The 12,292-nt window shown below is 70.5% G+C and carries 12 protein-coding genes and 1 pseudogene; 6 read left to right on the top strand and 7 right to left on the bottom strand.

The genetic code is table 11. The features are described 5' to 3' along the window. Window position 1: 1 nt before the first annotated feature. Window positions 2-1,084 carry a CobW family GTP-binding protein gene (locus ACZ7L1_RS00405; RefSeq protein ID WP_471432967.1) on the bottom strand — a complete coding sequence of 361 codons (1,083 nt, stop codon included), beginning with the start codon at window positions 1,082-1,084 and terminating at the stop codon, window positions 2-4. 371 nt (window positions 1,085-1,455) lie between these two features. Between ACZ7L1_RS00405 and ACZ7L1_RS00400 the strand changes: the two genes are divergently transcribed. Both ACZ7L1_RS00400 and ACZ7L1_RS00395 read left to right on the top strand, forming a co-directional pair. Next, on the top strand, window positions 1,456-1,971 hold the full coding sequence (locus ACZ7L1_RS00400) for a DUF6082 family protein (protein ID WP_471432966.1): 516 nt from the start codon (window positions 1,456-1,458) through the stop codon (window positions 1,969-1,971). A gap of 251 nt (window positions 1,972-2,222) precedes the next feature. Next, window positions 2,223-2,459: a hypothetical protein gene (locus ACZ7L1_RS00395; RefSeq protein WP_200418499.1), complete on the top strand. Its 237-nt coding sequence runs from the start codon at window positions 2,223-2,225 to the stop codon at window positions 2,457-2,459. A gap of 80 nt (window positions 2,460-2,539) precedes the next feature. On the opposite strand, the pseudogene ACZ7L1_RS00390 reads toward ACZ7L1_RS00395, so the two are convergent. Continuing rightward, a pseudogene (locus ACZ7L1_RS00390) lies at window positions 2,540-2,822 on the bottom strand (citrate/2-methylcitrate synthase); the annotation flags it as partial. 45 nt (window positions 2,823-2,867) lie between these two features. On the opposite strand from ACZ7L1_RS00390, the gene ACZ7L1_RS00385 reads away from it, so the two are divergent. The 3 genes from ACZ7L1_RS00385 to ACZ7L1_RS00375 all read left to right on the top strand — a co-directional run bounded on the left by ACZ7L1_RS00385 (window position 2,868) and on the right by ACZ7L1_RS00375 (window position 6,344). Next, the gene (locus ACZ7L1_RS00385; protein WP_471432965.1) at window positions 2,868-3,818 is read left to right on the top strand and encodes a sucrase ferredoxin; all 951 of its coding nucleotides are present in this window, start codon (window positions 2,868-2,870) and stop codon (window positions 3,816-3,818) included. A gap of 118 nt (window positions 3,819-3,936) precedes the next feature. Further along, entirely contained in the window at window positions 3,937-5,658 is a 1,722-nt protein-coding gene (locus ACZ7L1_RS00380; RefSeq protein WP_471432964.1) for an ATP-binding protein, read from the top strand. Beyond that, window positions 5,655-6,344 carry a response regulator gene (locus ACZ7L1_RS00375; RefSeq protein WP_471432963.1) on the top strand — a complete coding sequence of 230 codons (690 nt, stop codon included), beginning with the start codon at window positions 5,655-5,657 and terminating at the stop codon, window positions 6,342-6,344. The genes ACZ7L1_RS00380 and ACZ7L1_RS00375 overlap by 4 nt, the downstream gene beginning before the upstream one ends. Before the next feature lie 16 nt (window positions 6,345-6,360). Here ACZ7L1_RS00375 and ACZ7L1_RS00370 read toward each other — a convergent pair whose 3' ends face one another. From ACZ7L1_RS00370 to ACZ7L1_RS00360, 3 genes are all read right to left on the bottom strand, one after another. Next, complete coding sequence (locus ACZ7L1_RS00370; RefSeq protein ID WP_471432962.1) at window positions 6,361-7,422, bottom strand: ABC transporter substrate-binding protein; 1,062 nt, start codon at window positions 7,420-7,422, stop codon at window positions 6,361-6,363. Window positions 7,423-7,506: 84 nt separating this feature from the next. Then, window positions 7,507-8,370 carry an ABC transporter permease gene (locus tag ACZ7L1_RS00365; RefSeq protein WP_471432961.1) on the bottom strand — a complete coding sequence of 288 codons (864 nt, stop codon included), beginning with the start codon at window positions 8,368-8,370 and terminating at the stop codon, window positions 7,507-7,509. Then, complete coding sequence (locus ACZ7L1_RS00360) at window positions 8,360-9,175, bottom strand: ABC transporter ATP-binding protein (protein ID WP_471432960.1); 816 nt, start codon at window positions 9,173-9,175, stop codon at window positions 8,360-8,362. Before ACZ7L1_RS00360 ends, ACZ7L1_RS00365 begins: the two co-directional genes overlap by 11 nt. Before the next feature lie 161 nt (window positions 9,176-9,336). On the opposite strand from ACZ7L1_RS00360, the gene ACZ7L1_RS00355 reads away from it, so the two are divergent. Next, window positions 9,337-10,029 (top strand): response regulator, encoded by a 693-nt coding sequence (locus tag ACZ7L1_RS00355; protein WP_471432959.1) that lies wholly within the window; start codon window positions 9,337-9,339, stop codon window positions 10,027-10,029. A 51-nt stretch (window positions 10,030-10,080) separates the two neighbouring features. On the opposite strand, the gene ACZ7L1_RS00350 is transcribed toward ACZ7L1_RS00355, so the two are convergent. Next, window positions 10,081-11,673, bottom strand: coding sequence for a solute symporter family protein (locus ACZ7L1_RS00350; protein WP_471432958.1), 1,593 nt, complete (start codon window positions 11,671-11,673; stop codon window positions 10,081-10,083). Beyond that, entirely contained in the window at window positions 11,670-12,233 is a 564-nt protein-coding gene (locus ACZ7L1_RS00345; RefSeq protein ID WP_471432957.1) for a DUF485 domain-containing protein, read from the bottom strand. Before ACZ7L1_RS00345 ends, ACZ7L1_RS00350 begins: the two co-directional genes overlap by 4 nt. Between the last annotated feature and the right edge of the window lie 59 nt (window positions 12,234-12,292).

Genomic DNA, 12,292 nt, shown 5'->3' with positions numbered 1-12,292 from the left:
GTCATCCCTCGAGGTCGCCGGGGTCCTGAGGGCCCTCGGCCTCCTTGTCCTGGACGTAGCGGAGGACGCCCCACATGCTGTGTTCGTCGGCGTGCGGGGCGTCGTCCGTGCACGCCTGGAGTTCCTTGTCGAGGGCGGCGGTGTCGATGCCCGACCCGATGAGGACGAGCTGGGTGAGCCGCTCGTCGCCGGTCCCCCACGGCTCCGGGTGGAACCGCAGGAACCGTCCCACGGCGTGCACGGCGTACCGGTTGTGCGCATCCGCCGGGCCGAAGTCGACGTACCCCTTGATCCGGTACAGGCCCTCGGGGCGGCTGTCGAGGAAGTCCAGCAGCCGGCGGGGGTTCATGGGCACGTCGGAGCGGAAGGACAGGCTGTCGTACGCGGTGTGCAGATGGGCGTGGTGCGCATCGTCGTGCCCGTGCTCGTCCTGTCGGGGGATGTCGTCGAAGGACAACTGCCCGACGCGTTCCTCGGCCGGCCGGCAGTCGAAGAGGAACTCCGGGTCGATGTGACCGTAGGCGGCCGGGACGACGGCGGCACGGTCGGCGAGCGAGCGCACCAGCCGCAGGACCCGCTCGCTGTCCTCGGCCCGGTCGGTCTTGTTGACGACGACGAGGTCGGCGAGGGCGAGATGGCGGTCGAGTTCGGGATGCCTCTCGCGGGTGGCGTCGAACTCGACGGCGTCGACGACCTCGACGAGTCCGCCGTAGACGACGCGCGGCTGCTCGCTGGCCAGCACCATGCGGACCAGTTCCCGCGGTTCGGCGAGTCCGCTGGCCTCGATGACGATGACGTCGATGCCGGCGGAGGGCTGGGCCAGACGGTCGAGGTAGACGTCGAGTTCGCTCGCGTCGACGGCGCAGCACAGGCATCCGTTGCCGAGGGAGACGGTGGAGTCCCCGAGCGCTCCGGCGACGGCCATCGCGTCGATCTCGATGGCCCCGAAGTCGTTGACGACGGCCCCGATGCGGCTGCCCCCGCTGTGGTGGAGGAGGTGGTTGAGCAGGGTGGTCTTGCCGGAGCCCAGAAATCCGGCGAGTACGACGACCGGTATCTGCTGTGGACTCGACGACTGGGTCACTGTGCGCCCCTTTTCACACCCGTGCGCCCGCCGGCGTGCGGACCGGCGGCCGTACGGGGACGGCTCGCGGACCGGCTCAACACCGCAACGGGTCGGCTCTCGTACGAGGATTGAATGCCGACCCAGGATACGAGTGCGGGGAAACCTCGCGAAGTGAACGATTGTTAGCACCGCTTGCGGGGCAGACGTTGGGCATGGCGCAGGAGCGTGCGACCCTCGCTTCCCTCCGTGCGCCTCCTCTCCGCCTCCCGGCCGATCAGAGCCGCTCGGCACCCTGGGAGACGGCAAGCGCGCCGCCCATCGCTCGCCGGTCCCCACCAGTCGACCCGCACCCGACGACCGGCGGACGGTCGCCTGATTCGGGGGTTGACATGGTCACACAGAGCTCCGGCATACGGGGGCTTGGCTCCCTCTCCAGGGCGAAGTTGGCAGCCGCCTTCGGCGCCATCACCGGTTGGGGCTCGCGCCAGCGCAAACGCGCAGCGCTCGTGGAGCAACACCGGCTCCACTTCGAGTTGCTGTGCAAGGCCATGGACGACCCCGCGCTGGCTGCCGTCCTGCACACGTACGACACCGACGTCCCACCGGACAAGCAGCGCCAGTACCTCTTCGCCAACGCCCTCTACATCAACGCTCTGTACTACCACCGAATCGGGGCGCTGAGCCTCAACGAGCTGTACGGGCACCTTCGGATGATCTGCCGCAACGACATCTTCCGCGAGTACTGGGCGGCCACGCGCCGCCATCGCGAGAGCCTGCCCGGCTCGTCCGAGGAAGCCAGGCTGGGCACGTTGATGGACGACCTGGTCCGCGACATGGACGCCCTGGTGCGGGAGCAGGAGGACGGGGAACAGTGGTGGGTGGTGGGAGAACTGCCAGAGGAGTGACGGCGTCAACTCACGGCATGGATGGGAAGACGCGTGGCTGGCGCGGGCTGTACTCTTCCCCGAGTCTGATGCGGTGAAACACCCCGCAAGCTTCGCATCCCCTGTGCAGGGCTGCCTTTCCCACGAGGGCCGGCGGCCACTCATGAGTTCTTCCGGGCCCCCTCATGAGCTATCCGGACGAAGGAGGCCATCAGCCCGTGCAGCGTCCCACGCACCCCTCGGCCCGTCCCTCGACCAGGCTAGGAACGGACTTGAAGATCGTGCGTCGAGTCGGCGCCTCGCCCCGGGAGCGCGGCAGCGTCTCGGGGCAGAGCTGCCCCGACATCTTCGAGCTGAGCGACGGCAACTTCGCCGTCATCGGCACAGAGGCCACGGATGCTCTTGACGCGGAGCTGCCGCCCGACGCCTCACGGGCAGACTACGAACGGATCGTCGTCATCAGCCGCGAAACACTGCTCCACGCGAAGGCGGACATCCCCGATGCATGAGTGACGGGCACTCATCCGCCCTCCCCCCCCCGTGGCCTCGACGCGAGCGGCGTCGAGGCCCGACGGTTCTCCGGCCCCCATGCCGCCGCCGACACCGCCACCGGCGGTTCCGGGCCCACGCACCGGACCGCCGGTCGGATGATCTCCCGGTCCTCCGCGTGTTCCACCACGTCGGCGCTCCAGCCGACCACTCGGCCGTCGCGAAGGTCGGAGTGAACCTCGCGCGCGGGAGGCCGCAGAGCTCCATGAGGGTGTCCAGGGCGCGGCGCGGCGCATCGCCGTGGCGGACGGGGCGCCGACGGCACCGACCATGGCCGCCGCCACCTCCGCGCCCGTCGATGCGATCACCCGTGCCGTGAAGGTGGGCCCGGCGCTCACCGCTCGCCAAGTCAGGTTAGGCTCACCTCTGTGAGTACGTGCACGACCGCGTCCCGGGACCTCGACGAGCCCCTCGCGGGTACCGCGGCGACCGCGAGGACCTGGCTGCTCCTGGAACAGCCCGGCCCTTGGGGTCCCAAGGCGCTCACCTCCAGCCACCTGGGCCGGGCGCTCGGCCGCGCCCTGGAAGCGGCCGCTGAGTGCACCGGCGTACGGATCGCGCTCATTCGCCGCCCCGGGCGGCACGCCGACTGCGGCACGCCCGCCGAACGGCAGGTCTACGTGGCGCACACCGTGCCCGGAAACGTCTGGCTGCACGCTGCCACGACCTCCGCGCCGGAGCGGCTGCTCGACCTGGACTTCGCCGCCCTCGGCACAGGCGACCCGCGCAGCTTCGACTCGGTCCTCCAGGGACGGCCGCACAGCGGCGACCCGCTCGCCTTCGTCTGCACCAACGGCAGGCGCGACCGCTGCTGCGCACTCCTCGGCCGTCCCCTCGCGGCCGAGCTGTCCGCCTCCGGCGTCCGCGGCGTCTGGGAGGTCACCCACCTCGGCGGCCACCGCTTCTCCCCCACAGTGCTCGTCCTGCCGTTCGGATACGCGTACGGGCGGGCCCAGGCCGCCCACGTCAAGGAGGTCCTCCAGGCCGTGCGCGAAGGGCGGGTCGTGGTCGAGAGATGCCGCGGCAGCTCCGCCTGGGAGCGGCCCGCGCAGGCCGCGGAGCTCGCGGTGCGCACGGCGGCCCAGGAGTACGCGGCGGGAGCGCTGACGGTCCTGCGCACCGACGGCGCGGCGCCCCGTTGGAAGGTCACCGTCGCCCACACCGACGGCCGCCTGTGGCGCGTCGTCGTGGCCCAGGGCGCCTCGCTGCCGCCGCGCCCGGAGAGCTGCGGCTCGGTGCTGGGTTCCCCGGCGCGGATGGACGTGGTGTCGGTGCGCGAGCTGCGCACCGCGGTCACCGTCCACCCGGCGCACTGCTGAGGCGCGGGCTCCGCGCGGGACGAGGGCGGCTCCCCGTGACGGGCGGCACCCGCACCGCACAGGAGATCCACGCCACACCCCTACGGCACGGCGCGCCCGTCCCCGTACCGTCGTACCCATGAGCCCCTCTGCCCCTGCACGACGACTGCGTCTCGGTCTGCCGCGGCGGATGTTCTCGCAGGTCCTGCTGATGCAGGTGGCGATCGCCGCGGGCGTGGCCGTGCTCGCCACCGGGCTGTTCCTGGCGCCGCTCAGCCGTCTGCTGGACGACCAGGCGATGCGCCGGGCCCTGGCGATCGCGCAGACCACGGCGGCCCAGCCGCAGATCGCCAGGGATCTGCGAACGACGCGGCCGTCACCCGACGGGCCCGTGCAGGCGGAGGCCGAACGCATCCGCAAGGCCAGCCACGCCGAGTACGTCGTGGTGATGAACACAAGGGGCGTGCGCTGGTCGCACCCGGACACCTGGCAGATCGGCAAGATCGTCTCCACCGACCCGAGCGAGGCCCTGGCCGGCAGGGAGATCATGCAGATCGACAGCGGCACCCTGGGCCGCTCGGCCCGCGGCAAGGTGCCGCTGCGGGACGCCCACGGCCAGATCATCGGGGCGGTCTCCGTGGGCATCGAGTACGACAGCGTCCGGGCCCGGCTGATCCACGCGATCCCGGAGCTGTTCGCGTACGCGGGCGCGGCCCTGGCGATCGGTGCGCTGGCCGCCTATCTGATCTCGCGCAGGGTTCAGCGGCAGACCCGTGACCTCGCCTTCTCGGACATCTCCGCACTGCTCGCCGAGCGCGAGGCGATGCTGCACGGCATCAGGGAGGGCGTCGTCGCCCTGGACCGCGAGGGGCGGGTGCGTCTGGTCAACGACGAGGCGCAGCGCCTGCTGGGCATAGGTGACGAGGTCGTCGGTCGCTCCCTCGACGACGCGCTCGGCGAGGGCCGTACGACCGATGTGCTGGCCGGACGGGTCACGGGCACCGACCTGCTCACCGTGCGCGGGCACCGGGTCCTCGTCGCCAACCGCATGCCCACCGACGACGGAGGCGCCGTCGCCACCCTGCGGGACCGCACCGAGCTGGAGCAGCTGGGCCGCGAACTGGACTCCACACGCGGTCTGATCGACGCCCTGCGCGCACAGGACCACGAGCACGCCAACCGCATGCACACACTTCTGGGACTGCTGGAACTGGACATGTACGAGGACGCCGTGGAGTTCGTCGGCGAGGTCGTGGGCGACCACAGGGCCACGGCGGAACAGGTCACCGAAAAGATCCACGATCCGCTGCTCGCGGCCCTGCTGGTGGGCAAGGCCACGGTCGCCGGCGAGCGCGGGGTGGCCCTGTGGATCGCGGACCGGACACTGCTGCCGGACCGGTTGATCGATCCCAGAGGTCTGGTCACGATCGTCGGGAACCTGGTCGACAACGCACTCGACGCCGTCGCGGGCACTCCGCACGCGCGCGTGGAGGTCGAGCTGCGCGCGGAGGGGCGCACGGCGGTCCTCAGGGTGCGCGACACAGGTCCCGGAATACCCGCCGAGCGGCGGGAGCTGGTCTTCACGGACGGGTGGTCCACCAAGCAGCCCCCGGCGCACGGCAAGCGCGGCATCGGGCTGTCCCTGGTGCGCCGGCTCGCCGAACGCCAGGGAGGCAGCGCCCGGGTGACCGAGGCGGACGGAGGAGGCGCGGAGTTCGTCGTCGTCCTCCCCGAGGCGCTCGAGGGACCGGAACCGGCCGCCGCAGACCGCGGGGTCCTCGTCCCCGCGCATCGGACACCGGCGGACAGGGCGCCGGCCCCGGACACACCTGCCCCGATCCCCGAGGAGGAGTCGCGATGACCCGGCCGATCGACGTACTGGTCGTGGACGACGACCCCCGGGTCGCCCGGGTGAACGCCGCGTATGTGGAGAAGGTCGCCGGCTTCCGGGTGGCCGGCCAGGCGCACAACGCGGCCGACGCGCTGCGGCAGATGGAGACGCTGCCCCACCTCGACTTGGTGCTGATGGACCACTACCTGCCCGACGAGACCGGGCTCGCGGTCGTGCAGGAGATGCGCCGACGCGGCCATCAGACGGATGTGATCATGGTGACGGCGGCCCGTGACATCCAGACCGTCCAGGCCGCGATGCGGCACGGCGCGCTCCAGTACCTGGTCAAGCCGTTCGCCTTCGCGGGCCTGCGCGCCAAGCTGGAGGCGTACGCCGAACTGCGGCGCACCCTCGACGGCGGTGGTGAGGCCGAGCAGGCGGAGGTCGACCGGATCTTCGGCGCTCTGTCGGCGGGTTCGGAGCCGGGGCTGCCCAAGGGGCACTCGGCGACGACGGCGGAGCTGGTACGCCGTGCCCTGGTGGACGCACCGGGGCCGCTGTCCGCCCAGGAGATCGCCGAGCGGACCGGGCTGAGCCGCCAGACCGCCCAGCGCTACTTGAAGCTCCTGGAGCGCACGGGACGGGCCACGCTGACCCTGAAATACGGCGACGCGGGCCGCCCAGAACACCGCTACGTGTGGGCGACCCGCGCCTGAGGCACGGCCGTCGGGCTCAGCCCGTGGCCTTCTTCACGAACTCCGTGGTGTACGTCTTGCCGAGGTCGATCGTGGCGTTCTTGATGTTGGGGTTGAACGCCTTGAGGACCTTCTCGACGGTCTGTGGGCCGTCCTCGGGCATCACGCCGTCCTTGGTGAACATCGGGAGCGTGCTTTTGATGGCGCTCGCGTAGAGCGTCTTGTTGCCCTGCGAGTAGTCGGCCGGCATCTTGGCGGCGATCTCGTTCGCGGAGTGTGTGGACATCCACTTGAGGGTCTTGACGAACGCGTTGGCGAGCTTCTGGACGGTGTCCTTGTGACTGTTGACCCAGTCGGTCTGCATGTACAGGCTCGATGACGGGTACGGGCCGCCCAGTGCCTCCTGCGACCCCTGCGGTGTCCGCATGTCGACGAGCACCTGGCCGAGGTTCTTCTGCAGGACCGTGGCGACGGTCGGGTCCGTGGTCATGCCGGCGTCGATGGAGCCCTGCTGGAGGGCGGAGATGAACGTCGGACCGGCGCCGACGGCGACCGGGCTGAACTCGCTGACCTGTACACCGTTCTTGACCGCGAGGTACTTGGTGAGGAAGTCGGTCGAGGAGCCGAGGCCGGTGATGCCGAGCTTCCTGCCCTTGAAGTCCTTGGGCGAGGTGATGTCCTTGGCGCGCTTGTCGGAGACGATCTCCACCTCGCCGGGCGCGTGCGAGAACTGCACCACGGACTCGACGTTCTTGCCCTTGGTCTGCAGGTCGAGCGTGTGGTCGTAGAAGCCGACGGCACCCTGGACCTGGCCGGAGACGAGGGCGGTCTCGGCCTGCACGCCGGCCGGCTCGCTCAGCAGTTCCACGTCGAGACCCTCGACGTCGAAGTAGCCGAGCCGCTGGGTGAGCATGGCGGGCAGGTAGATGACCTTGTCCAGGCCACCCACCATGATCTTGACCTTCTCGCCCTTGCCGTCGCCCTTGCTGCCGGAGTCCGACGAGGCGGTGGTGGCCGCGTCGTTGGCGCAGGCGGTGAGCGAGGTGACGGCGAGCAGGCCGGCCGCGGCGAGGGCGGCGATTCTGGCGGACTTGCGCATGGTGGTTCACGTCCTTGTGAGAGGGCGGTGCGGGAGGAAACTGCAGGCGATGAGGGGGGTGTTGACCGGGGCCTTCGGGACAGGTCAGTGCCCGGAGTCCGACGGCTTCCAGCGGAAGATGCGGCGCTCGGCGAAGGTGAGCAGCCCCTCGGCCACCAGCGCGACGACCGCGAGGATGACCATCGCGGCGTAGACACCGGCCGCGTTGAAGGTGCCCTGGGACTGGGCGACGAGCAGGCCGATGCCCTTCGTCGCGCCGATGTACTCGCCGACGATGGCGCCGATGAGCGCGAAGCCGAAGCTGACGTGGAGGCTGGTGAAGATCCACGAGGTGGCCGACGGGATGACGACCTGGAGTGTCACCCTGCGGTCACTGGCGCCCAGGATGCGGGCGTTGGCGACGAGGTTGCGGTCGACCTCGCGGGCACCCTGGAAGGCGTTGAAGAAGACCGGGAAGAAGACCAGGACGACGGCGGAGGCGACCTTGGAGGACGGTCCGAGCCCGAACCAGATCACGAAGATCGGGGCGAGGACGATCCTGGGAATGGAGTTGAGCACCTTGATGTAGGGACCGAGGACATCGGCGAGGAAGGCGATCCGGCCCAGCGCGATACCGAAGACGACACCGGCGATCACGCCGATGATCCAGCCGAGCAGCGCCTCGTGGAGCGTGACCCAGATCTGTTCGCCGAGCGCTCCCTGCGCGGTGCCGTGCATCACCCAGGTGGAGATCTGGTCCCAGATCTTCGACGGCATCGAGAAGTTGAACGGGTCGATGACCTTGCCCCGGGAGAGCACCTCCCAGAGGCCGAGCACGGCGACCAGGAGCAGCACGCGGACGAGCAGGACGACGGCCTTGCGTCTGCGGGCCGCACGCGCGCGTGAATGAGCTCGGTCGGGTTTGGGCGTGTCGACGGGAGCGGGCGCGGAGATGACCTCAGGCGACATGGGCGGCACCCCTCTCGCGCGTGATGCGGACCTCTTCACCCAGGGACTCCCAGATCTCGCGGTAGATCTCGATGAACCGCGGCTCGAGGCGCACCGACTCCACCTTGCGCGGCCGGGGCAGGTCGATGTCGAAGACCTGCTTCACGGTGGCGGGTCCTGCGGTCATCACGACGACCTTGTCGGCCAGCGCGATCGACTCCTCCAGGTCGTGGGTGACGAAGACGACGGAGGCGCCCGTGCCCTCCCACAACTCCAGCAACTCGTCCGACATCAGCGCCCGGGTCTGCACGTCGAGCGCCGAGAACGGCTCGTCCATCAGCAGGATCTCGGGGTCGTTGACGAAGGTGGCGGCGAGGGCGACACGCTTGCGCTGGCCGCCGGAGAGCTGGTGCGGGTAGCGGTCCTCGAAGGCCGCGAGCCCCACCCGGGCCAGCCACTCACGGGCCTTCTGCCTGGCCTCCGCCTTGGACACGCCCCGGAAGCGCGGACCCGCCATGACGTTGGACAGGACCGTGCGCCAGGGGAACGTGGCGTCCTGCTGGAAGACGAAACCGACCTTGTCGCCGACTCCCGAGACCGGCTCGCCGGCGACCAGGACCTCGCCCTCGGTGGGCTCCTCCAGGCCGCTGACCAGGGTCAGGGTCGTCGACTTGCCGCATCCGGTGGGGCCGACGACGGCGACGAACTCGCCGCGCCCGACGGTCAGGTCCAGGTCCCTGACGGCCGTGTGCAGACCGCCTGACGGGGTCCGGAAGGTCTTGCTCGCGCCCCGTAGCTCGATGGCGGGGCTGGTCTGTGCGCTCATGGCCCGGGACGGTAGGTGTGGCGCGGGCCACGGCAGGAGTCTTCTGGGCGCAACCTCGACTTCTGCTTGCAAGAGTCTGTTGTGCTCATTTTGCTCGCGCTACAACTGCGGAGCCGAAACACGGGCGTAACGCCCGCATGGCCTTGGGAGAAAGAGGCCCGATGATTGACGTCCTGGTCGTGGACGACGACTTCCGTGTCGCCGAGATCAACGCCAAGTACGTGGGAAAGGTTCCCGGTTTCCGGGTCGCCGCCCGCGCGCACAGCGCTGCCCAGGCGCTCGCCGCGGTGGAACGCGCCCCGATCGACCTGGTGCTGCTCGACCACTACCTGCCCGACCAGACGGGGCTCGAACTGGTCCACCGCATGCGCGAGCGCGGTCACGGCACCGACGTCATCATGATCACCGCTGCCGGCGACGTGGCGACCGTCCAGGCCGCCATGCGTCTGGGCGCCCTGCACTACCTGGTCAAACCGTTCACCTTCGCGGCCCTGCGCACCCGCCTCGACTCCTACGCCGCCCTGCGCCGCACCGTCGACCGCGTCGGCGGCCGGGGCGTGGCCGGCCAGGAGCAGGTGGACCGGATCTTCGGCGCCCTGCGGACCACACCCGCGGTCTCGTCGCCGAGACTGCCCAGCGGCCACTCCGAACCGACGACGGACCTCATCTGCGAGGTGCTGCACCGGGCCGGCCAGGCGCTCTCCGCGCACGAGGTGGCGGCCAGGACGGGCCTGAGCCGCTCCACCGCCCAGCGTTATCTGCGGCACCTGGAACAGGCGGGCCGACTGCGGCTGTCCCTGAAGTACGGCGACACGGGGCGGCCCGAGCACCGGTACGCGTGGGTGGCGCCTTAAAACGTGAAAGGGCGCCCCGCCGCGCCCGTACGTCGGCGGGGCGACCATCTGTCACACCGCGCCGGCGCCCGTCAGCGACCGCACCTCGGTCTCCGCGTACTTGGCCTCGTCCGGCGCCTCAGGCGAGGTGACCGTGCCGAGCCAGCCCGCGAGGAAGCCGAGCGGGATGGAGACGAGGCCGGGGTTCTGCAGCGGGAAGTACTGGAAGTCCACGGCCGGGAACAGCGATCCGGGGCTTCCCGAGACTACCGGGGACAGCAGCACGAGCCCCAGTGCGGGCACGAGTCCGCCGTAGACCGCCCAGACGGCTCCGCGCGCGGTGAAGCCGCGCCAGAAGAGCGTGTACATCAGCACCGGCAGATTCGCCGACGCCGAGACCGCGAAGGCGAGCCCCACCAGGAACGCCACGTTGAGGTCGCGGACCAGCAGGCCGAGGGCGATCGCGACCACGCCGATACCGACGGCGGCGGCTCGCGCCACCGCCACCTCGCTGTGGGCCTTGCTGCTACGGCGCCGCAGTGAGGGATAGAGGTCGTGGGCGACGGCGGCCGAGGCGGCGAGGGTGATCCCGGCGACGACGGCGAGGATCGTGGCGAAGGCGATCGCGGCGACCATGGCGAACAACACCGTCCCCCCGGTGGTGTCCGCACCGCCGCCCAGTCGCTGCGCCAGCAGCGGCACCGCCGTGTTCCCGGCCTCGTTCGACGCGCGCACGGCGTCCGGCCCGACGACGGCGGCCGCGCCGAAACCCAGCACGATCGTCATCAGGTAGAAACCGCCGATGAGCCCGACCGACCAGACGACCGAACGGCGGGCGGCACGCGCGGTCGGCACGGTGTAGAAGCGGGAAAGGATGTGCGGCAGCCCGGCCGTGCCCAGCACCAGCGCCAGGCCCAGGCTGACGAAGTCGATCCGGGCGGTCCAGTCACCGCCGTACTTCAGCCCGGGGGCGAGGAAGGCGTCCCCGTGCCCGCTCCGCTCCGCCGCCGTGCGCAGCAACGCGTCGACGTCCCCGTGGAACCGCACCAGCAGCGCAGCCGTCAGCGCGACCGTACCGCCGAGCAGCAGGACCGCCTTGACGATCTGGATCCAGGTGGTGGCCCGCATTCCGCCGAGTGCCACGTAGATCACCATGAGCGCGCCGACGACGACCACCGTCCAGGCGCGCGCAGCCGTGCTCGTCCCCCCGAAGAGCAGCGCGACGAGGCTGCCCGCACCCACCATCTGTGCCACCAGGTAGAGCACGGACACCGTCACGGAGGACGACCCCACCGCGATCCGCACCCGCCGCTCGCTCATTCGTGCCGCGACGACGTCGGCGAGCGTGAACCGCCCGCAGTTGCGCACCAGTTCGGCGACGAAGAAGAGCACCACCAGCCAGGCGACGAGGAAGCCCACCACGTACAGAATCCCGTCGTAGCCGAAGAGTGCGATGAGCCCCGTCACGCCCAGGAAGGAGGCTGCCGACATGTAGTCGCCCGCGATGGCAAAACCATTCTCCATCGGAGAGAACAGCCGCCCGCCGGCGTAGAACTCCTCCGCCGACCCGTGCCGGTCACGGCTCACCCAGGTGGTGATCGCCAGGGTGATCGCGACGAACACGCCGAACAGCAGCAGCGCCGGCGTCTGGTGGTGACCGCTCACCGCTCGCCACCCCTGAGCGGCCGTGTCAACTCCTGGGTGTCCCAGCGCAGATCGAGCGCGGCGCGGTCCCTGCGCAACCGTGCGTGCCGGGCGTACGCCCACGTGAACAGGAACGTCGTCAGGAACTGCCCGAGCCCCGCCAGCATCGCCACGTTCACGGCTCCCGCCACCGGTCGCGCCATCAACCCCGGTGCCGTCTGGGCGGTCACCACATAGCCCACGTACCAGGTGAAGAAGACCACGAGACCTGGAACCACGAACCTCCGGTACCGGCTGCGCACCTCCCGGAACGCCGCGCTGCGCCGCACCTGCAGATAGACGTCGGCGACGCGGTCGGCGCCTTCGTCCTCCCGGCGTGCGGAGGGCACGACCGGGGCCGGGGCGCCCGTCCCGTCCAGCTCGCCCCAGCCGGACGCGAGCGCGTCGTACCAGGGGTCGTCGTACTCCGCCCGCCCGGCCGCTCCCGCGCTCGCCGAGGCCGGATCACCGCCGTGGTACTTCTCGACCGAACTCTCGGGACCATCCCCGCCTCCGCGGGAACGATCATGGTTTGACCTCATGCCCAAGCATGGACAGAGCCGGAAGATCGCAGACCTTCTTCCCTCCGCGCTTCACCCCA

Source organism: Streptomyces sp. NPDC107546, from assembly GCF_055639175.1.
Note: the sequence above shows the minus strand (reverse complement) of the source record. Positions and strands in the feature narration are given on the sequence as shown.

Bases quoted from the DNA above. Each gene is read 5' to 3' on its own strand.
- ACZ7L1_RS00400 (WP_471432966.1), top strand. From the start codon at position 1,456: ATGGTCACACAGAGCTCCGGCATACGGGGGCTTGGCTCCCTCTCCAGG.
- ACZ7L1_RS00380 (WP_471432964.1), top strand. From the start codon at position 3,937: ATGAGCCCCTCTGCCCCTGCACGACGACTGCGTCTCGGTCTGCCGCGG.
- ACZ7L1_RS00375 (WP_471432963.1), top strand. From the start codon at position 5,655: ATGACCCGGCCGATCGACGTACTGGTCGTGGACGACGACCCCCGGGTC.
- ACZ7L1_RS00370 (WP_471432962.1), bottom strand. From the start codon at position 7,422: ATGCGCAAGTCCGCCAGAATCGCCGCCCTCGCCGCGGCCGGCCTGCTC.
- ACZ7L1_RS00365 (WP_471432961.1), bottom strand. From the start codon at position 8,370: ATGTCGCCTGAGGTCATCTCCGCGCCCGCTCCCGTCGACACGCCCAAA.
- ACZ7L1_RS00360 (WP_471432960.1), bottom strand. From the start codon at position 9,175: ATGAGCGCACAGACCAGCCCCGCCATCGAGCTACGGGGCGCGAGCAAG.
- ACZ7L1_RS00355 (WP_471432959.1), top strand. From the start codon at position 9,337: ATGATTGACGTCCTGGTCGTGGACGACGACTTCCGTGTCGCCGAGATC.
- ACZ7L1_RS00345 (WP_471432957.1), bottom strand. From the start codon at position 12,233: ATGAGGTCAAACCATGATCGTTCCCGCGGAGGCGGGGATGGTCCCGAG.